Annotated in this window: 16 protein-coding genes and 1 tRNA gene; 6 read left to right on the forward strand and 11 right to left on the reverse strand. The window is 63.6% G+C overall.

The features are described 5' to 3' along the window. From H5T73_06345 to H5T73_06360, 4 genes are all read right to left on the reverse strand, one after another. The coding region (locus H5T73_06345) for a helix-turn-helix domain containing protein (protein ID MBC7247381.1) at window positions 1–401 on the reverse strand (401 nt) is incomplete at its 3' end. A 150-nt stretch (window positions 402–551) separates the two neighbouring features. Then, window positions 552–824 carry a GlsB/YeaQ/YmgE family stress response membrane protein gene (locus H5T73_06350; protein MBC7247382.1) on the reverse strand — a complete coding sequence of 91 codons (273 nt, stop codon included), beginning with the start codon at window positions 822–824 and terminating at the stop codon, window positions 552–554. A 335-nt stretch (window positions 825–1,159) separates the two neighbouring features. After that, window positions 1,160–1,834 carry a hypothetical protein gene (locus tag H5T73_06355; GenBank protein ID MBC7247383.1) on the reverse strand — a complete coding sequence of 225 codons (675 nt, stop codon included), beginning with the start codon at window positions 1,832–1,834 and terminating at the stop codon, window positions 1,160–1,162. A gap of 98 nt (window positions 1,835–1,932) precedes the next feature. Next, entirely contained in the window at window positions 1,933–2,301 is a 369-nt protein-coding gene (locus H5T73_06360) for a hypothetical protein (GenBank protein ID MBC7247384.1), read from the reverse strand. A 644-nt stretch (window positions 2,302–2,945) separates the two neighbouring features. Here H5T73_06360 and H5T73_06365 point away from each other — a divergent pair. Beyond that, on the forward strand, window positions 2,946–3,641 hold the full coding sequence (locus H5T73_06365) for a GerMN domain-containing protein (protein ID MBC7247385.1): 696 nt from the start codon (window positions 2,946–2,948) through the stop codon (window positions 3,639–3,641). Between the two features lie 248 nt (window positions 3,642–3,889). On the opposite strand, the gene H5T73_06370 is transcribed toward H5T73_06365, so the two are convergent. Beyond that, window positions 3,890–3,966, reverse strand: a tRNA-Met gene (locus tag H5T73_06370). 313 nt (window positions 3,967–4,279) lie between these two features. Between H5T73_06370 and H5T73_06375 the strand changes: the two genes are divergently transcribed. After that, a complete protein-coding gene (locus H5T73_06375; GenBank protein MBC7247386.1) occupies window positions 4,280–4,906 on the forward strand; it encodes a class E sortase in 627 nt (208 codons plus the stop codon). 60 nt (window positions 4,907–4,966) lie between these two features. Here H5T73_06375 and H5T73_06380 read toward each other — a convergent pair whose 3' ends face one another. The 5 genes from H5T73_06380 to H5T73_06400 all read right to left on the reverse strand — a co-directional run bounded on the left by H5T73_06380 (window position 4,967) and on the right by H5T73_06400 (window position 13,835). Beyond that, on the reverse strand, window positions 4,967–5,962 hold the full coding sequence (locus tag H5T73_06380; GenBank protein MBC7247387.1) for a hypothetical protein: 996 nt from the start codon (window positions 5,960–5,962) through the stop codon (window positions 4,967–4,969). A gap of 417 nt (window positions 5,963–6,379) precedes the next feature. Further along, window positions 6,380–9,289: a UPF0182 family protein gene (locus H5T73_06385; protein ID MBC7247388.1), complete on the reverse strand. Its 2,910-nt coding sequence runs from the start codon at window positions 9,287–9,289 to the stop codon at window positions 6,380–6,382. A 232-nt stretch (window positions 9,290–9,521) separates the two neighbouring features. Continuing rightward, on the reverse strand, window positions 9,522–10,316 hold the full coding sequence (locus H5T73_06390) for an NAD-dependent deacylase (protein MBC7247389.1): 795 nt from the start codon (window positions 10,314–10,316) through the stop codon (window positions 9,522–9,524). Window positions 10,317–10,492: 176 nt separating this feature from the next. Continuing rightward, a complete protein-coding gene (locus H5T73_06395) occupies window positions 10,493–12,082 on the reverse strand; it encodes an IPT/TIG domain-containing protein (protein MBC7247390.1) in 1,590 nt (529 codons plus the stop codon). Between the two features lie 706 nt (window positions 12,083–12,788). After that, window positions 12,789–13,835, reverse strand: coding sequence for a hypothetical protein (locus H5T73_06400; GenBank protein ID MBC7247391.1), 1,047 nt, complete (start codon window positions 13,833–13,835; stop codon window positions 12,789–12,791). 320 nt (window positions 13,836–14,155) lie between these two features. Between H5T73_06400 and H5T73_06405 the strand changes: the two genes are divergently transcribed. The 4 genes from H5T73_06405 to mutM all read left to right on the forward strand — a co-directional run bounded on the left by H5T73_06405 (window position 14,156) and on the right by mutM (window position 18,458). Further along, entirely contained in the window at window positions 14,156–15,076 is a 921-nt protein-coding gene (locus tag H5T73_06405) for a response regulator (GenBank protein MBC7247392.1), read from the forward strand. A 1-nt stretch (window position 15,077) separates the two neighbouring features. Then, complete coding sequence (locus tag H5T73_06410) at window positions 15,078–15,770, forward strand: response regulator transcription factor (GenBank protein ID MBC7247393.1); 693 nt, start codon at window positions 15,078–15,080, stop codon at window positions 15,768–15,770. 60 nt (window positions 15,771–15,830) lie between these two features. Next, complete coding sequence (locus tag H5T73_06415; protein MBC7247394.1) at window positions 15,831–17,294, forward strand: HAMP domain-containing histidine kinase; 1,464 nt, start codon at window positions 15,831–15,833, stop codon at window positions 17,292–17,294. A 342-nt stretch (window positions 17,295–17,636) separates the two neighbouring features. Beyond that, on the forward strand, window positions 17,637–18,458 hold the full coding sequence (gene mutM / locus H5T73_06420) for a bifunctional DNA-formamidopyrimidine glycosylase/DNA-(apurinic or apyrimidinic site) lyase (protein MBC7247395.1): 822 nt from the start codon (window positions 17,637–17,639) through the stop codon (window positions 18,456–18,458). A gap of 349 nt (window positions 18,459–18,807) precedes the next feature. Here the strand turns inward: mutM and H5T73_06425 are convergent, their stop codons facing one another. Continuing rightward, window positions 18,808–20,391, reverse strand: a complete 1,584-nt coding sequence (locus tag H5T73_06425) for a hypothetical protein (GenBank protein ID MBC7247396.1) — start codon at window positions 20,389–20,391, stop codon at window positions 18,808–18,810. Between the last annotated feature and the right edge of the window lie 416 nt (window positions 20,392–20,807).

The raw sequence follows: 20,807 nt of genomic DNA on the forward strand, positions 1-20,807 counted from the left end.
ACGCTGGAGGAAGAAAGGCGGATGCCGTAGTCCCTCTTGAGGATCACCGCTATCTTGTGCTTGGACCAGGCGGGGTGCTCTCTCCTTAAGTCGCAGATGAGCTGGATCGTCTGCCAGGGGATCTCCGAGACCCTTTTCCTTTTCGGGGTGCGGGGGAGGTCCTCCAGTCCCCTGAGCCCCCGTTTCAGGTACCTCTTCAGCCACTTGTAGAAGGTGGTGGGGGAGATGGCGAAGTGGCGGCAGGTCATCCTGGCATTTCCGCAGCTGCGAAAGTGCTCTATCCAGCGCAGCCTCCTTCTGGCCTCCCTGGAGAGGACCTCGCCCATCATTCTCTCCAACTCCCATTGATGGGGAAGCCTGGTGTGGTAGATACTAGTAGTGGTTCCAACTGAACCCTTCATTTGGACACCTCCTTGCTCTGCTTCTTTTTTACACAAAGCAAGTATAGGGGGTGTCCACCATGTTTCTGAACCCGGGCAGCCGGCGCCGGTTCACCCCTGGTTTAATAAGCAGCGGCGAGCGCGAAAGGAGTGGCGCGTCGCGCCATCTCGTCAATGCCTGCGTCCCCGCAGGAGCCAGGCGAGGAGCCTCACCGCCAGGAGCAGCACCGCCGCTCCCACGAAGGCAACGAAGAAACTCCACCAGTTGAAGGCGAAGGTGACCTTCTCGTTCCGCAGGTAGGTGAAGATGAAGCCCCCGATGAACGCGCCGATGATCCCCACCACGGGGTTCAGGAGGCAACCGTATTTCTTCTTGGTGCCGGTGGCCACGCCCGCCAACCACCCGGCGAAAAACCCTATGACGATCCATCCAGCCAGCGACATGCCGGTAGCCCCCTATTCTTCCAATTTTCCGCTTCTCGCTTGTCTCTCGCCCGTCTCTTCCCTTTCGCTTTCCCGTCTCTTTCCTGCTTCTTCCCCTTCTTTTTCCTTTCCTTTTCCCATCTCTTCCCCGTCTCTTCGCTTTCTTTTTTCTTTCCTCTTCCCGTTTCTTCCCCCTCTCTTGCCCGACCCATCCCCATCCCTGACGCCCCTCTCATCCCCTGCCCTTCCCGTTCCCCTTATCCTCTTGTCCTTCCTTTTCTCGTGACCGCTTCCCGCTCGTTTCCCCTCCCGTTCCCCCTTCATCCCCTGCTCTTTTCGCTTTCTCCGCCTCGCCTTCACCCCTCTTGTTTCCCTTCCGCCCGCGCCATCTCCAGGGCTTTCTCCTCCAGCAGCTCGCTATAGCGCTCCCACTGTGACTTCTCCCCGTCGGGGGCGCGCCAGAGAACGAAACGGCAGGTCTCGGCGCCGGCAGGAATGGTCTGGGTGAAGCGCACCTGCCAGTCGGTGAGCAGTCCTTTCTCCCTCACCGCCTCCAGCATGCCCTGCACGAAGTAGCGCTGCACGCGGCAGTCGAAGGCCCCGTAACAGTCCTGGTGGGGGCACCATAGGATGTGAAAGCTGACCTCGTCCTCGGAGTCTATGCTCGGCTCCTCCAGGGAAGCGTAGGCGATGCAGTTTACCACGGTGGCGAAAAAGCTGGCCGTCTCGGCGTCGGAGAGGCCCGCGGGCTTCTCCAGGTCCCCCATCATCTGCCTTCCCACATCCCTGCCCACCTCGACCAGGGCCTCCTTCACCACCCTCTGCCCCTCGGCGCCGAACTCGCGCTCGCACGCTTTCAGGATGCCTATCACCGCCATGGCCTGCATGGTGCCCCATACCCACAGGACGGAGGGGTCGAAGTCCGTCTTCGCCAGCACCTCCTCGCGCAACCTCCGCAACCCCTCCCGGTAGGGGAAATTGAACCTGAATTCCTTCCAGCTTTCCTCTGTCCGGTGTTCGTAATGCGCCATCGTTTCGACCTCCCCGCTTTTCACGTGCGCGCTTCCCGGGCCTTGCCCGCCGGTCCCTATCAGCCTATCATCGAACTCCTTTTCCTTCCCCTTTCCCTCTAACTTCCCGCCTCCCGTTCCCCTCTAGCTTCCCGCTTTCTCTCCTCCTTCTCCCTTACTTTTCCCTCCTTCTCCCTTCCTGTTTCCCTCTTTCTCCCCTCCAGCTCCCCTCTTGTTTCCCGCTTTCTCTCCTCCTTCTCCCTTCCTTTTCCCTCCTTCTCCCTTCCTGTTTCCCCCTTTCTCCCCTCCAGCTCCCCTCTTGTTTCCCGCCTTCTCCCCTGCTTCTCCCCTCCTGTTCCACACCTCCCCCTCTTTAGCTTCCCTCTTTCTCCCCTCCCGTTCCCCTCCAGCTTCCCTCCAGCTTCCCCCTTGCTTCCCTTGGACGCAATCCCGAGTATCGCCTCCCGAGCATGCCGCCGATGATACACCCAGCCTTACTCGACCCTCGTTCTCCGCTCCTTGCGCGGCAGCGTTCACTACCCCCCTTTCGCCGCCTGTCGCTCCATTATTTCATTACCCCGTCTCCGCCGGCTGTCACTCCCCTATCATATTATGATGACGGGATATTCGTATGGCCGAGGATATGGACGGGATATGCCGGCGGAGCCGGTGACGGCGGACGGGGCAGGATACGGTTGCCGCGGAGCGATGACGCCTCGTTACGAGCCGCGTCGGCCGGCGATCTCGAAAAACTGCAAAGACAGAAGGGAGCGCCGGGCGCGAGGGTGGAGGCGCCAGGGCAAAGGAGGCCGGGCGAACCGCGACGCGTCGCGGGCAAGACATTTGCAGGGAGTTCGGCGAAGGGAAGGGCCGCGCGGTGAACCGCGGAACGATTCCGTTACGTCAAAAGGGCTGGCAGGGAAGAAGCCGGGCAAGGCGGTAACCGCAAGGGGGCGCGAGGGATAAGGAGGCCGAGCGAACCGCGGTGCGTGGCGGGCAAGGTGTTTATAAGAAGTTCGGCGAAGGGAAAGGAGCCGCGATGAAAGGAGGCAGGTTGTCGAGAAACCGGTTATCGATAGAACCAAAGTTGCATGATGGAGTGTCACGGCACGGGCCGTCGCGGAATACATTCTTGCAGGACGGTCCGCCGGGGTATGGGCCCTCGCGCGAGAAGCTGTCGCTGGAAGGGCTGTCGCGAGGCCGCCTGCTGCGGTGGTGCGTCACGGTCTTGACGCTTTTCCTGCTTGCTTCCGCCGTTCTCCTCGCAGGATGCGGGAAGACCACGCCGGGCACGCAGGAGCAGGGAAAAGAAGGCCAGGGAAAGGAGGAAAAGGGGGGCGGGGAAGGGCAGGAAGGCCAGGGGGGTCCGGTCACGCTTACCCTCTACTTCATGGAGGTGACCCCCACCGACTTCTACCTGGTTCCGGAGAAACGCACCATACCCTATACCCAGGCGGTGGCCCGCGCGGCCATGGAGGAGCTTTTCAAGGGCCCCGCGGAGGGAAGCGGGCTCAAGGCCATTTTTCCCAACACCGTCAAGGTGCTGGATATAAGCATCAAGGACGGCATCTGCACCCTCAACGTGAGCAAGGAGATCATCACCGACAAGGCCCAGCAGGGGGGTGCCGGAGCCGCGGTGGAAGACCTTGCCCTCACCTCCATCGCCAACACCCTGACCGAGTTCCCAACCATCCAGAAGGTGAAGCTGCTGGTCGAGGGGCAGCAGAGCGGCATGGTGGACGGCCTCTTCATCGAGGATTTCTGGGGACACGTCGGCCTGCCCGAGTACCTGGAGCGCGACATGTCGAAGGTGAAAGCCCCTTCTTGAGGGGAATGGCGGCCGCCGGTAAGAAAGGGTCGGAAAATCGCCCTCGGCCTTGAGTATGTAACGTCTTGAGGCAACGCGGAAGGCCCGCACCACGACGACCGCATGGGGACGCGGGATGAGCCGGAAGAAAGGCGATGGCACGCCCGCGCGGGAATGGCATGGAAACGACGTGCCCGCACGGGGGTGGAATACGGGCGGACGCGAGGACAAGGTAAAGGCCGGAGACCTGCGCCCCGGCCTTGTTACGCTGGTAGCGGGGGGGAGATTCGAACTCCCGACCTTCGGGTTATGAGCCCGACGAGCTACCTGACTGCTCCACCCCGCGTCGCTTTTCAAGTTCCCAATATTTTTCCACTGCATTTTATATGTTACACGAAGAGGCATCAGAACAACAAGGGGGGTGCAGCCTAGCGGCGCCCTCGCCCGAGGCGCCTCCGCGGCGGGAAAGCGTCGCGCGCCCCCGCCTTTGGATGTGTCCGCCGGCGTTTATAATAGGCACTGTGAGGTGGGATGGGCGGCGGACATCGTCGTCGCCGCTGCGGGTAACCTTGTGAGGCGTTGCTCGGCCGAGAGCCGGCGGGGAAAGCGATGGGCGTTTTTGCGAACGGGGTCTTAAGAAACAGGGTTGAGGTGTCCTCATGAGGATACTGGGAGGGCGTCGAGCGGTCTACATGGCAGTAAGCGTATCCGTGCTGCTCATCGTCGCCTTCGCCGTGCTCATGCCATATCTCTACGACCGGGTGAGGCGGGGCGCCGCGGAAGTGGAGGGCGCGAGCGCGGAGGCGGGCACATCCAGGCCCCTTACCCACGATGAGCTGCTCGGTCCCCCCCTTTCCTTCGAAACCCCGGCCTACATCAGCATCCCCGCCATAGGGCTGGACGAGGAGGTGCGCGAGGGGAGCGACGACGAGGAGGAGCTTTACGAGATCCTCGCGCTGGGACCCATTCACCTCCCACACACCGGCTTCCCCGGCTGGCCGGGCAACTGCGTCATCTCCGGCCACCGCACCACCAAGACCAGGCCCTTCAACCGCCTGGACGAGCTCAAGGCCGGCGATTCCATATACATCCGCAACCCCCGAGGCCTCTATGAATACCGGGTCTACGAGCTAAGATACATCGACCCCAGCGAGAACGTGACCCTGCAGACGGAGGAACCCATCCTCACCCTCACCACCTGTGCCCCGGAAGGGCAGGCCACGCAGCGCCTAGTGGTGCGTGCCTCCCTGCAGGGTTTCACCCCCGTGGAGGAGATGGAGCATTAAGAGGAAGGGGGCAGGGACACACGGCGCATGGTGGTGCGCGCCTTCCGTGTACGCAGCGCTTTAGGTGGTGCTTATCTGCATTTCCAGGACGTGCGGTTCCGGCATACTCTGCTCGACCACCGCCTCCTGCCCCTCCAGTCCCTCGAAGACCGCCGCCACCATGCCCGCCAGGCGGGGAGGGAAGAACGGGTTCCCGACGCTCAGCTCCAGGTGCCCCACCCCGAAGTTGACGCTCAGGGGAATTCCGTATCCCCATGCGTACAGGCGCTCAAGGAGCTCGCGGTAGGTTTCTGCCCTGTCGTGTCCCCACAGGTCCTCCATTGTCTCCATATGGTAATTCTTGGTAATTTCATACAGCTCCTGCTCCAGGCTCCTTCCCACCGTCTTTTCCAGCTCGTGCAACACACCGAGCATGACGTGACCGGTGCTGAAGACCACCCGTCTTCCCTCGGGGAGGAGCTCGATACAGCCTTCCTCCTCCTTCCACGCCAGTGATGTGAGGGAGGAAGGCACTCCGCAGCGGGGACAGGTCTCCCGCCGCGCTTCGCGGTCGGGAAAGGATGCAGCCGCCGCAAGCTCCTTCTTTGCAAGGCGCAGGTCCCGCAGGGCTTCCAGGTCCGGCTCCTCCTCCTCGATACCCTCGGGGAGGGGAGTCGCGGTGAGCAGGTAGTCCTCGCCCTCCCTCGTCCACGCCATCTCCATGGGCACGCCGTCGACCATGGCGCAGAACCCCTTGGTCCCCCAGGCCAGGGAAAGTATGTCGAACGCGTTGGAGACCCTCAGCAGCACTACCTTGTGCCTGCGGTACTCGAGCAACTCGAGGTGGCCGAAACCGAAGAAAGCCAGTTCGTCGATGACCTTCTGCAGCAGGAAAGAGAAGGGCAGCCTGCGCAACACCACGCCGCGCCAGCCGAAAAGGACGTTCTCCCCGAGGTAGTCGAGAACGGATGCCTTCTGGCCGCGGATGTAGGCACCGGAGATGGGTACCCCCAGCCTGTCCTCAAGCTCTTTCCACACGTAAGGGTAGTAATCGGCCTCGAAGAACACCATGCGCATGTCGGGATCGTGGCGTGAAAAAATGGTGCCGTTACCGGGCCACAGGAAACCCTTGGAAAGCCGCCTGGGCAATCCGCATGCCTTGCATCGTGGCAGGGCCATTTTCACACCTGCCTTCCGTGAACCTTGGTGCCCTCCAGGCCCAAGTCCAATCTCCCCACCGGTAAGCCTATCTTACTCGCTCGCACAACCGTTGTCATTAGCCGACGTCAAAAGGGCTGTCACATCGGGGCTTCCGTACGGGAACCCTTCGGCACGAGTGAACACCTTGCTCGGGGAGGATAACGGTGGGGGGCGGGGATGCGTCCAACCTTCCGAGTTCGCGAACGAACAGACCTGTCTTTCCCCCACCGTGTTCCGCGACCCGCAAGGCGGGCAACCCGCGGTCGCCTTGCAGCAGCTCCGCTGCGCGGTCTCTCAAGGAGCCTGCGGGGTCGTCTCCGGCGCCAACGAGGCCATCTGGTCCAGGAGCTGGCTCAGCCTGCTCATCCTCTCACCGTAGGCCGCCCACTCTCCGTTGCGCAGGGCGGCCTGTGCCTCGTCATAGACCCGGTTGGCTTCCTGGATCAAGGCCACGAGATCTCCCCCGGGCTGCGGCTGGGGTTGCGGCTGGGGTTGCGGCTGGGGCTGGGGCTGTGGTCCCGCACCGAAAATGGCCTGCAGCGCCTCCTCGAGGGTGGGCTTCATCTCCACCTGCGTGCCATAGCCCACGATGACCCGCTTGAGCTGCGGTATGGCGGGATTTGTGGCCAGGAGGTAGAGGGGCTCAACGTAGATGAGGGAATCCTTGATGGGGATGACCAGGGTATTTCCCCGGATGACCCGTGAACCCGCCTGGTTCCACAGGGTTATCTGTTCCGAGATCTCCGTCTTCTGGTCCACCAGTGACTCGAACTGCTGCGTCCCGTTCACCAGCTTTCCCGCCGGGAAGGAGAAGTTCAGCAGCTCTCCGTAATGCGGAAAGTCACAGCGCGCCGCCACCCAGTCCACCATGTTGTCCTTGCCGCGAGGGTTGAAGGGGAGCATGAGGACCATCTCCTCCTTCTCCTCGCCGGGGATCTTGAGGATGATGTAGTAAGGCTTCACCTGCTGCGGCTCCGCGCCGGCGCCGTATGTCTCCGTGGAGACGTCCCACACGTCCTCCTTCTGGTAGAAGGCGCTGATATCGTCGATGTGATAGGTTCGGTACATCTCCATCTGCACAGAGAAGAGGTCCTCCGGATAGCGCAGGTGGCGCTTGATGTCCCCGGGCATCTCATCCATGGGGGTGAAGAGGTCGGGGAATATCTTTCCGTATGTTTGGGCGATGGGGTCTTTCTCGTCCACCAGGTAATAGGTGAGGGTCCCGTTGTAGGCGTCGATGACCACCTTCACCGAGTTGCGTATGTAGTTGAACTCGCCGTTATAGCGCTCGGAATAGGGGTAGAGGTCGCTGGTGGTGTAGGCGTCGATGATCCACATCAGCCTTCCGTCGTCGGTGACCACCAGGTAGGGATCGCCGTCAAGGCGCAGGAAAGGCGCCACCTCCAGCGCCCTGTCCCGGATGTTCCTGCGGAACATGATGCGCGACTCGCCCTTGATGTAACCGCTGAAGAGGAAGGTGATATCGCGGTTGCGTATGGAAAAGGCCACCCTCTTCAGGAAGTTGGAGACGGGTACGCCGCCCTCGCCCTCGTAGTAGGGCTCCACGAACTTGTTGGTGTTTCCCAGCGGATAATCTATTTCCTGGGCTCCCGTGCGCACCACCACGTAATCATGGGCCTTCTCGCCGTAATAGAGCTCCGGGCGTTTTATCTCCACGCCCAGCCCCTCCTGGGATTGCGGCGGGATGTCCTTGATGACCAGCACCGGGTCTCCTTCCTGGGTGAGCTGGTTGGTGGGGCTCATCACCAGGCCGTAGCCGTGGGTGTAGGAGAGATGCTCGTTCTGCCAGGTGCGTGCATCCTCGCGCAGCTGGTCCACCACCAGCTCGCGACCGGATAAGAGCATCTGGGTGTACACGTCGTCGAAAACCGTGTAGCGATCCACGTCAGCATCGTTGAAGAAATACTCCTGCCGCAACAGCTGCCGCTGGCTATAGACCTGCTGTATAACGCGGGGGTCCCATAGGCGGATGTTGCTGACCGTGGTCCTGTTTGCCAGGATGTCATCGTAGGTCAGGTTCAACTCCGCCGGGAAGAGGCGCCTCTCCACCACCGCCTCCTCCCCTTCGTCCTGGATGCGGAAGGCGTCCTGGGTGGACTCGATGTTGCGTCCTATGTACTCGCTCTCGCGGGCGAGCTCCTTGGGCCTCACCACGTAGGTCTGCACGATGAAGGGGTAAAGCGAGCCGGCGAGGAGGGAAACCACCACTATGCCCACCAGGCCCGCCAGCGGCAGCCTCCATCCCCGGTAGCGTATGTTGAGGATGAAGAGCCCGGCGCAGACGAAGCACGTCGCGATGAGTATCCAGTACGCGGGTATCTGCGCGTGGACGTCGGTGTAGGTGGCACCCGTCACCGGGCCGCGCTGCGAATAAAGGAGGCCGAACATGCTGAGGCGGAAACGCCATGCCTGCAGCAGCAGCAGCGCCCCGGCCAGCACCGAGAGGTGGGCCTTGACGTGGGCCGCGAAGCGCTGTTTCCTGTCTCCGAAGTTGATGGCGCCGTAGAGGAAATGGACCAACGCGGAAACGATGATGGTGAAGATGAGCGTGGTGAACAGCCAGCCGGTCAAGTAACGGAGGAAAGGATACTCGAAGACGTAGAAGCCTATGTCCTTACCGAAGACGGGATCGACCTTGCCGAAGGAGGCGTGGTTGAAATACTCGAGCGCGTTCTCCCATTGCCCGGCGGAGGCCCATCCGACGGCGAAGGCGATCAAGGCGGACACGATGAGCATACCCCGGTCCAGCCAGCGGCCGGCGCTCTCACGGAAGTTCTGCAGCGATTCCTCGATGGGGGTAAGCTTTCCTGCAGGCCTTTCGTAACGCGGCGTAAGCCTTCGCGCCAGGTATATGTTCCCGTAGAAGACGGCGAAGAATATGATGGCGAAAGCGAAGAAGAGCCAGATCTGCGTGGTGATCCTTTTCCAGAAGACGGAGGTATATCCCACTTCCTTGTACCAGAGGTAATCCGTGTAGAAGGTGGACAGCCAGGAGGCGCTGAGGATCAGTACCAGGAGCACCACTACGATTATGCCGACTATCCACTTGGTGCGGTTGCTGATCTTCCTCCACCTCGCGCCGAACCCTCCGCCTTCTCCCGCGCTCCTGCGGCGGAAGAAGAGCGGCGGCTCGCCGCCTCCTCCCTTGAAAAGGGAATCCCAGGGTGATCTTTCCTCCGGCAAGACATTCCTCCTTGAACGGCTGTTGCCTGCTTATTTTGCTTCCAGTTAGATCATCTGCCTGCGAGCCTTCTGCCCGGCTCGCTCTCTCCCCCGCGAGATCCGTATCCGGTCACGCCCCGCGCCTGCAGGCCCCCTATCTTGATCCATTCCCCCCGCGTTTCGCGGCCGCGCATGCCGGGACTCTAAGCCGCCCGCATTCCTTATTCTCTCTCCGTCTCTCTCCGCGCTCCCTTCACTCCACCCCTACGAGCTCCTTGTATGCCTTCACCACCGCCGGCAGGTTCTCTCCCGCCTTCCCCAAGCATACCAGGTCGGCCATGCTGTCGTGATGGGTGGTGACGGTGTTGAAGAAGATGAGGCGCCCCCCTCGCCGCTTGGTGTATTCGGGAAGCGCAGCCGCCGGATAGACCTCCAGGCTGCACCCGATGACCAGCATGAGGTCGGAGGTGGAAGCGAGCTCCGCCGCCCTGGCGAGCACACGGGAGTCCAGGGGTTCCCCGAAGAAGACCACGTCCGGCTTGATGGCCGTCCCATCCTCGGGACAACAGGCCACGCATTCCCCTTCCCTGCTGAGCTCCTTTATCTCCTCCAGGCTGAAGACGCGCCTGCATCGCATGCAGTGGCCGGTCCTGTGCGTGCCGTGCAACTCGAGCACCTCGGTGGTGCCGGCCCTCTGGTGCAGGTTGTCGATGTTCTGGGTGATAACCGCCCGGCATTTTCCTAATCTTTCCAACTCGGCCAGGGCGTAATGGGCCGGGTTGGGCTCCGCCCTTTCCAGGGTGGGGTTCAGTTCCTTGGCCATCTCGTAGAAGCGCTCCGGGTGGTTGATGAAGGACTCGTAGGTTCCGTAGAGCAGTGGGTCGTACTTGGTCCACAGGCCTCCCGGGGAGCGGAAGTCGGGTATGCCCGACTCCACGGAGATCCCCGCTCCCGTAAGCGCCACGACCTGGCTGCTCTCCAGGAGCATCGCGGCCGCCTGCCGCACGCATTCCTCATCCACCATCTCTTCACCAGCCGGACAGCTCAAGTCACCCTCCTTGGCCTCGCATCCACGGTGAGATTATAGCACGCACCGACGGGAGGGTCGTTGGCACAGCTTGCGCCGGCAGGTGCTCTTTTCGCCATCCCGTCAGCGGCCCCCCGCCCGCCGCTTACCGCCTTCGTGCCCTCCTCCCCGCCGGTGGACATGCATGTCGATATGGCTCACAGGTTCATCCCCAGGGTGTTGTGTCCCCCGTCCCAACCCCCGCGGTAGAGAAAGTACATGGAGCGCTCGGCCACGATACCCCGTTGCGAGCTCACCTTGACGGCCACGTCCCTGCCCTCGCCCACCGCCTGGTTCACGTACACCGTCACCCTGCTCCCCGCCTGCACGTGCAGGTCCTGCCCCTGCACCTCTCCTCCCTGGAAAAAGTAGTCGATATGTACCTGCGCCTCCTGCGCGCCGGGGTTGGCCAGGCACAGCCACTCCTCGAAGCCGGCGCGGGTGGTGCCCTCGGCGAAGTACCACCTGTCGCTGGTCTCCGTGGCCCCCACCGTGATGTGGCCCCCGTCCCACGCCCCCCGGTAGGCGAAGTACATGGGGCGCTCGGCCACGATGGGTTGCGTGGAAACTATTTCCAGGGCCACGTCCTTTTCCGCGCCCACGGCGGAGTTGACGTCGATGCTCACCCGCCTTCGAGGGGCTATGAGCACGTCCTGCTGCATGGCCTCCCCCGTCGCTCCGCAATACCTCACCGTCACCTGCGCCTCCTGCGCGCCGGGGTTGGCCAGGCACAGCCACTCCTCGAAGCCGGCGCGCGTGGTGCCCTCGGCGAAGTACCACCTGTCGCTGGTCTCCGTGGCCCCCACCGTGATGTGGCCCCCGTCCCACGCCCCCCGGTAGGCGAAGTACATGGGGCGCTCGGCCACGATGGGTTGCGTGGAGACTATTTCCAGGGCCACGTCCTTTTCCGCGCCCACGGCGGAGTTGACGTCGATGCTCACCCGCCTTCGAGGGGCTATGAGCACGTCCTGCTGCATGGCCTCCCCCGTCGCTCCGCAATACCTCACCGTCACCTGCGCCTCCTGCGCGCCGGGGTTGGCCAGGCACAGCCACTCCTCGAAGCCGGCGCGCGTGGTGCCCTCGGCGAAGTACCACCTGTCGCTGGCCTCCGTGGCGGGCACGGAGCAGTGGCCGCCCTTCCAGGAGCCCCCGTAATCGAAATAGAGGGAGCGTTCGGCGTATAGCCTCTGCGCCGCCGAGACGGAGAGCGAGACGTCGCGCCCCGAACCGATCTCGGAGTTCACGTTCACGGTGACGCGGGAGCGGGCGGGTAGATTGTAATAGCGGATGCGGTTAGCCCCCTGCGCCACCATGTAAGTGACGGTGGCCGTGTACTGGGAATCGTAGGGGTTGAGGATGGTCAGCCACTCCTCGAAGCCGGCGCGCGTGGTGCCCTCGGCGAAGTAGGAAGTGAACTGGGGTTCCTGTTCATAAACCGTGAAGGGGTAAGGGTTGCTGTCCCCGAGCATGGTGGAGACCACCACCGGCCCGCTGGTCGCCCCCCCGGGGACGGCCACCAGTATGTAATTCTCGGACCACAGAGTGGCCGTGCCCGCGTCAACCCCGTTGAAGGTCACCCTGCTCAAGCCCGGGACCTGCAGGGCACCGAAATTCCTGCCCTGGATGGAAACGGGGGTGCCCGGCCAGGCGCCCGGGGGAAAGACGGCCTCTATCACCGGCGGCTCCAGCGGCTCCTGCGCTTCCGCCGGCACGGGAAAGGCCATGGCCACGGCCAGCGCCAGAGCCATTACCGCAAGGCCGGCGCCACGACGCCGGGTGGGCGGCATCCCGGGGGGGTTCCGGCGGCGTTTTGCCGCGTGACGCCGGCCCGTCACCGTTCTTCCCTCCGCGCGTCGCATCCTCTTCTCCACCGCTTTCCTTCTCGCTCCGCCACCCCATCCGTCTCCGACACGTCCATTATAAACGCCGGTCCGACACGCAACCCATCCGCCCCCCGCAAAGAGGAGCGCGGGGTCGGGGAACCATGCGCCAGATGAACCATGGCCCGGACCGTCCGGGTGATGCGAGTCACCTTAACCGTGGTGACGGAGGGGGATCCCTTGACGGAGGCGTGGGCTGGATGATCGCAGGACTCCGCGGCTTCGTGGGTGCGGCACTGGAGCCGGGGCTCCCGTAACGGATGCGAGGGTTATCGCATATGTACGAAAAGCAAGGTCAGCATGACGGTCAAGGCGTTTTTCGCAGGGCCGCAGGGGTCCCTCGTGCCTTCTCGAAGCCGCCTGCGCCGAGATCCCATGCGTGCCCGGTAGGTGGGCACGAAAGGCGGTCGCAAGTTGTCCCGGAAATGCGGGCTTCCCGGGAAAGCCGCGCTTCCCGGGAAGCGATGCAGGCGATTTTCTACTATCTATGCAATCTACAATATAGACGATCCAGCCGCTACCGCACGGAACCTTCCAGGCAATACACGCCCGTCACGGTGTTTCCGCCACGATCCTACTTCTTCTCGCCCCCCGCCGGCGTGAACGACTTCATCACCACCAGGTTTTCGGCCGTCTCGAACACGGGATCGGTGTCGCCGACGACGCTGTCAACAACGGCCACGAACCCAATCCCCTGCACCAGCCAGCCATAGTCTATGTAATGATGGCCGGCTCCGTCGCTCGCGTCGAAGCGCACGAGCACCGCGTCATGGGTTCCCGCCGGCGTCACGACCTTCCCCTCGGCTACGGCTTCCCAGGTCTTTCCGGGAATGGTGAAAGCGTACTTACCCTTCACGGTCACGGCGACCGCGTCCACGGAGCCGGTGCTGCCCACGCTTATGGGGAAACTCATCGGCGTCCTGGCCACGGGAGTCCTATGGTCATGGGGGCTCACGTAGCGGTACACCAGCTTTTCCGGTTTCTCGGACGCGACGTTATAGTACTCCTTGCTGTAACCCCACGTTTTCCAGGCCTTCCCGGCGGCGTCGTTGCTGCAGTAATAGTACCCCCATACGCGGTGGCCGCCGGAGAATACGCGGAGATAGCGTATGGCGTAGGTGGCCTCGGGGAATTCCGCCGCCTCCGGCGCCTGGTTTATGTCCACCACCTCCTCGGTATACTCAATAGGGGTGGTCATGTTGAAGTACCAGGGGCCCTTGAGGTCGAAATAGACGGGGTTAAGGTGGCTGATGGCCTTCACGCTGTAGTAGTGGGACGACGCGAAGTTTATGGGGCTCACGCTGCTGGCATAGAGTCTCGCCGCGTCCCAGTACCCCAAGGCCCTGGTGCCGTTGATGTCGCCGTGGATGTCGTTCCACCAGTCGTCGGTGTAATGGACGGCCTTCTCTCCCACCTGCAGCTCCCAGTAATCGATGGTGAGGCCCTTGGCGGCCTGCTGCGACACCTGCTTCTCTTCCGCGGGCGGCACTCCCACCGGCTGTTCCTCCGCCCACACGGTGGCGTTCAGTGCCAGCAGCAGGGCCGCTAACAATGCCACCATGCCGGCGAGCACGGTCGCCCTCTTTCCCCTCTTTCCCTTCTCGGCTTTTTTCATTACCACACCCCCTCCTTCACATCCTCTCCCCACCGGGGCGGTTCAAATCCGTCCGCGCCGTAAAGCCACGCCTCTTCATGCGATCCTTCACCCGCGTGCCGCGCGGCGCAACGCGCCGGCTGCGACGCGGGCGCCTCCCTTTTCCTCTTGTAATTTATGTAAAATATGTTAAACCGTGCCTGGCATCATGTCCACGTCATATATCCTTTTTCGGCTGCTTGCGTCGCTTCCTGAAGCGCCGCCCCCCTGCTGGACGATTACGCAAGACATCCGCGCCGCGCCGATTTGCGTTAAAATTAGCGTGTAGCGAAAAGGAGGGGGTCTGCATGGAGGGAAGGATACTATTCGTCGACGACGAACCGGAGATCCTCAATGCGGTGAAGTTCTATCTCGAGGACGAGGACTTCGAGGTTTACGTGACCACCGAGGGCAACCGTGCGGTGGAGCTGGCGGAATCCCTGCGTCCCGACCTCATCATCCTCGACGTCATGATGCCGGTGATGGACGGGATACAGGTATGCCGCCAGCTGCGTTCCCGCACGCGCACGCGCATGATCCCCATAATCTTCCTCACGGCGCGCGAGTCGGTGGAGGACAAGATCAAGGGCCTGGAGGCCGGGGGCGTGGACTACATCACCAAGCCCTTCCACAACCAGGAGCTCATGGCCCGCATCAAGGCGCACATCCGCCAGAGCCACGAGAACCTCTCCGGGCACCCGGTGACCGGCCTGCCCGGGGCTTCCACCATAGAGAAGGAAATCAACGGGCGCCTGCAACGGGGCGAGATCTTCGCCGCCGTCTTCGCGGCCATAGATCACCTGAGGGAATACCGCGACGCCTACGGGGTGAGCCGCGCGGACCGCGTGCTCGCCGCCTTCGCCCGCATGATCGAGGAGGAGGCCGCCGAGCGGGTGGGCGAGAGGGCTTTCATCGGCCAGCCCACCTACGAGGAGTTCCTTGTCCTCTGCCCCCCGGAGGTGGCGGAGCCGCTCTGCAAAGGCTTGGTGGAGCGCTTCGAGAAGGAGAAGGCGGATTTCTACTACGAGCAGCACCGCCAGCGGGGGGAGCTGCACTACTACGATTACCGCGGCAATGCCGTGAGCGCCCCCCTGGTCAGGCTTTCCCTGGGCGGCGTATGCAACACCCGTCGTTTCCTCGCCACCTATAACGTCCTTGCGGAATGGGGCGCCCAGGCGGTCCTCAAGGCACGCGCGCACGAAGAGAGCGCCTTCGTCATCGAGGAGTGAAATGGCCGGCGAACTCATCCTCGTCGTGGACGACGAGCCAAACATCACCGAGCTGGCCCGCCTCTACCTGGAAAAAGATGGATTCAGGGTGGCGGAGGCCCGCGACGGAGAAGAGGCGCTCCGCCTCTTCGAGGAGCTGCACCCCGCCCTCGTCGTCCTGGACATCATGATCCCGGAGCCGGACGGGTGGGAGGTGTGCAGGCGCATCCGGGCGCGCTCCAACCTCCCCATCATCATGCTCACCGCGCGCGAGGACGAGGTGGACAAGGTGGTGGGCCTGGAGCTGGGCGCCGACGATTATCTCACCAAGCCCTTCAGCCCCCGGGAGCTGGTGGCGAGGGTCAAGGCCGTCCTGCGCCGCACCCTTCCCCTTGCCGAATCCCGCGAGGTGCTCCACGTCGAGGACCTGGTGATCGACGCCTCCCGGCGCAAGGTCATGCAAGGCGAACGAGCCGTCGAACTCACCCCCCGCGAATTCGACCTCCTTTACGTCCTGGCCCTGAACCGGGGCATCGTCATGAGCCGCGAGAAGCTGCTGGAGAGGGTGTGGGGATACGATTACTACGGGGACACGCGCACCGTGGACGTCCACATCCGCCACATGCGCGAGAAACTCGGCGACAACCCCCAGGAGCCTCGCTACGTGGAGACGGTATGGGGGGTGGGATACAAGTTCCGGGAAGGAAAGCGCTGAGCGATGACCGCCGAAAGAGGTCCCCGTTTCCGAACCCTGCGCGCGAGGTTCCTCTTTTACTTGCTGGTCCTTGGCCTCCTGAGCCTTTTTCTCTTCGGCGCCCTCTTCGCCTTTTTCGCCTGGAGGGAAAACGACCGCCTGGAGAAACGCGCGCGCGCCGAACTGGTGGAGCAGGCGAAGGAGATGGCGCGTGACCTGGAGGTGGCCTTCAACCTGGTGCAACGTTTTCCCGACCTGCCCGCGGCCAACCAGGAGCGCATCACCCAGCTCCTGCGCCTGGAGGGCAAGCTGGTGAACGCGGTCAGCGTGGTGGTGGACGCGCAGGGATACGTGGTCGCCCCGCTCCCCCTGCCCCTGCGCTATCCCCGCCGCATCGCAGCGGACCTCCTGGCGGAAGACGAGGCAAGGGCGGTGGACGCAGACATATCTCCGCTGGGAAGCTGCCTGGTGGTGGCCATCCCCCTCAACATAGCCGCGGAACATTCCTACCATAACCTCGTGGTGGCGAAGAGAAGGGACCAGCTCCTGCAGGCGGGCGTGGGGGACCTTATCCGCTACCTGGCCATCGCCGGCGGCGCCGCCCTGGTCATCTCCGTCCTCCTCGCCCTCTACCTCAGCAACTACGTCACGCGTCCGCTGCACCGCCTGAGCCGCGCGGCCTGGGAGATGGCCCACGGGAACCTGGAGAGCAGGGTGGAGGTGGAGGGAAGGGACGAGATATCCTCGCTGGCCCGCTATTTCAACTACATGGCGGAACGCCTGCAGCGCGGTTACCAGCAGCAGAAGGAGTTCGTGGCCAACGTGTCTCACGAGATAAGGACCCCGCTCACCTCCATCGAGGGTTTCACCCAGGCCCTGCTGGACGACATGGTGGAACGGGAGGACGAGAAGAAGCGCTACCTGCGCATCATTCAGGAGGAGACCCGGCGCCTGCAGCGGGTGCTCGCGCAGCTCCTGGCCCTCTCCCGCCTGGACGCCGGCGCATGGATACTGCATCCGGAGACCGTTTCGCTCCCCGATCTGCTGGGCGAGGTGCGGGAGAGACTGCGACCCCGGGCGGAGGATAAGGGCCTGGCCATCGAGCTCTTCCTCTCTCCCGCTCTGCGTCCGGTCGAGAGCGACCGCGTCGCCCTGGAGCAGGTGTTCACCAACATTCTGGACAATGCCGTCAAGTTCACCCCGCAAGGGGGCACGGTGCATGTCTCCGCGGACCCCCTGCCCCGGGGAGGGGCGCGCATCCAGGTGCGCGACAGCGGGCCCGGCATACCGGAGGAGGACCTGGAGCACATCTTCGACCGCTTCTTCCGCGTGGAGAGGTCGCGCTCCCAGCAGTACGGGGGCTCCGGCCTGGGGCTCGCCGTCTGCCGCGAGCTGGTTCGCCTGCTGGGGGGAAGGATCACCGCGTGGAGCCAGCCCGGCAAGGGGAGCGTGTTCACCGTTGAGCTTCCCGGCACCCTGCCGGAGATTCCCGGGGAGATGGGCGGCGCGGAACCCTTCCGGGGCTCCCCGCAGGACGGCGCCTAGCGCGCTTCCCGGCTTCCGGCCGAGCGCGCGCAAGCGGACTCCCGTCCCGGAAGCCGCTGCGACACGGCGCGGCGGCTCGTGTCACTGAAAATCAGCAAGGCGGGCCGGTCAATGTCCGGCCAATATCCTCCGGTTACCGCCACCGTCATCACGCGCCGTCCGCCCCGCCGCCCCACGCGCTCCGCTACCATGGTGATAACCGTGGTCATGATCGTGATCATGATATCGGTCATAATACTATTAATTAAGGACGGGTGAGGACGCCGGCGCGGCGGCGCCGGGAAAGCTGAGCGCCGCCCTTATTGCCGGAGACACGTCCGGCACGTGGAGAGGGGAAGGCCTGTGCCCGAGCTTCCGGAAGTGGAGACCATACGCGGGCAGCTGGCACGGGAGCTGCGCGGTGCCCGCATCCTTTCCTGCGAGGTGTTTCTTCCCCGCCTGGTAAGATCTCCCACCACGTTGGGCTACCGCAGGGGGGTCAGGGGAAGGAAGGTGCGCGGGGTGAGGAGGCGGGGCAAGTACATCATCATCGCGCTGGACGGCGGGCGGGAGCTCGTCATCCACCTGGGCATGTCCGGCTCCCTGGTCCTGGTCCCGCGCGGCGCGGAGAGGCCCCGCCACACCCACATAGTCTTCCGTCTGGAGGACGGCAGGGACCTCCTCTACGTCGACCCGCGCACCTTCGGCGAGACGGCGCTGGTGCGCGACGGCGACTACCGTTCCCTCCCCTCCCTTTCCAGGATGGGCCCTGAGCCGCTGGCGAAGGATTTCACCGCCGCACGACTGGCGCTCGCCCTGCATGGCAAGTGCAGGGTGAAGTCGGCGCTCCTGGACCAGGCGCGCCTGGCGGGGCTGGGGAACATCTACGCCGACGAGGCGCTGCACCGCGCGGGCATACATCCCCTGCGGCGCGCGGACACGCTGGATGCCGGTGAGGTCGCACGCCTGCACGCCGCCATCCGCGAGGTGCTCGCGGAGGCCCTGGCTGGCGGCGGCTCCTCGGTGAGCGACTACGTGGACCTGCAGGGAGAGAGGGGGAGCTTCCAGGAGCGACACCGCGTTTACCGTCGCGCCGGCGAGCCATGCCGGTCATGCGGTGGGATCATATGCCGGGAAAAGGTTTCCGGGCGCGGCACCTACTTCTGCCCACGCTGCCAGAGATAGGGGAAAGCCCGCCCTTTTCTCGCCCTGCTCCCCTCCCGGGCAAGGTTTACTCACACGTCAAGTCGACCATACGCGAAAGAGCGGGCCGGGTGCCATTTTTTGGCAAGATAGCGAAATACTGATTGGCCCAGGGCTCGACCATACCCGAAAGACCGAGCCGGGTGCCATTCCGCGATCGCTGACCGTACAAATCGGGCATGACCCGGCAAGGCAGGAAACATGTCGGGGGGGCACCATGCGGTTGCAACGCGGATTGACGGCAGCGATGCCGCCGTAAGCCCGCCCCGGTTCCCAACGCCGGATGACGAAGGGGGCGGGTCCGGGCCCGCCCCCTTCGCAAGAGCGTTTTTCAGTAGCTGCCGTAGCCTATGGAGCAGGAGCCACCGGACTTGAGGGACCCGTCGATAGGATCCCTGTAGGTGAAGTACATGGCCCGCTCCGCGACCACGCCGGCGATCATGCCGGCCTGGTACTCCGCGCTCGCCCCTCCCAACGTCTCCGCCTCGATCATGGTGGAGACGTCGGTCGCCGCCAGGGATGGGTCCTGGTCGTCAACCTTGATGGTCAGGCGGTAGTAGGCGGGCACGTCGTATTCCTTCTTCACCGTGTGGCCGCTGGGGGTCATGAAGGTGGCCTTGACCTTCATGGGGATGCTCATGGGGTTCATGACGCATACGTAGGTGTCGAAGGAGCCGCCGGTGTAACCCTCCGCCAGGAACCAGTAGTTGTAGGCGTGGGCTGCCCCGATGGAGGTGTGGCCATCGCTCGCCGTGCCGTAGCGGAAGTACATGGCCCGCTCCGCTACGACATACGCCGGCGTGGTGGTACCCGCCTTGTACGCCTGCACCTTGGTGGAGACGTCCGTCCCCTCCAGGCCGGGCACGGCGTCCACCTTGATGGTGTCGCGTGACCAGGGCTTAACGCCCGGGTGAGTCACGCTCACCGGCGTGAAGCCCGGCTTGTTGGAGTAGAAGGTGTACACGATATCCACGTAGTCTCCGGACGGGTTCATGACCTCGACCCAGGTGTCGAAGTCCCCTCCCGTATAGCCCTCGGGGAGATACCACGTGGAAGCGGCGCTGGGCGCGCCCATGGAGCAGGACCCTCCCGCCTTCCCGTAGTAGTCGAAGTACATGGCCCTCTCCACCACCAGGCCCACGCCCCCGTTCGAGAAGACGTAGGTAGAGACCTCAGTGTTGTCGAACTTCACTTCCTGCCCGGTGCCGCCTCCGCCGGTGGCCGCGCCCACGTCCGCGATGAGGTTATCCGTGCCCTCCTTCCACACCAGGTCGTCGATCTTGATGGTCCTCCTGCGCTGCGCCGGCACCGAGGTCTTGAACATGTAATACTGGTCGCTCCAGGGCACCAGCAGTTTCACGTACACGTCGTTGGCGTCCGTGTCCGTGGGGTTCATGAGCACCAGCCAGGTGTCGAAGCCGCCGCCCGTGTAACCCTCCGGGAGGTACCAGTAGCAGCTCGTGTCGGTCGCTCCGATGGAAGCATGCCCGCCGGCGCGAGCGGCGCCGCCCCCCTCGTACCTGAAATACATGGCCCTCTCGGCGATGATCCCGTCCCCCGTGGCGGTGACCATGGTGGCCACCTCCTTGTTCTTCAGCGCCGGGATGGAGTTCAGCAGCACCGAGGTCCTGGTCTCCTTGCCCAGCGGCAGGTCCATGTCCACGGGGTCACCGTCGTTGAGGAAGAAGCGCAGGTGCGCCGTGGCGTCGGTCTGGTTGGGGTTCTGGATGGTGATCCAGGTGTCGAAGTCCCCTCCCGTGTAGCCCTCCGCGAAATACCAGCCCGTGCTGCCGCAGCTTGCCCGGAACTCCTCTCCGTCGGCCGCCGGCGCGACGGCACCCGCCAATACCGTCGAGAACAAGATGAAAATGACGGGAAAGATGACGGGAAAGATGGCGTTTACCCTTTTTCGCATTTGGCATCCCCTCCTTGCGTACCACGGGGCCAGGGCGAGCCCCGTTCGGAAACCGTGCCTTTCCCTCGTCGACCTTACTCTCCCTCGGCGGCCTAAGCGATGGATCGCCGGTAAGAAAAGAACGCGAGGGCTCCGCCTTGCTTTTTCCTGCCGGCATCACCGATGAAAAGAGAACTATTAATTATTTTTTTCGACCGATTCAGCCTTCGTCTTTACCTTATGCCCGGACCCTAAGGCCCTTTACCGGACCTTTCATACATCCCGCCACGCGTTCTCTCGCGCCTCCCCTTATGGGCACCTCTATGAACCCTCGCCGCAGCCCGCTCTTATGCGCATGCGGGTCCCCGTAATGCGTGCTCCCGTGCTGTTTCCCGGTCCCGACGCTTGCCGGCCGCGGACCGGCGTCCCCGCGCCCG

It is taken from the genome of Actinomycetota bacterium, assembly GCA_014360655.1.
Taxonomy (GTDB): Bacteria; Actinomycetota; Geothermincolia; order Geothermincolales; family RBG-13-55-18; genus JACIXC01.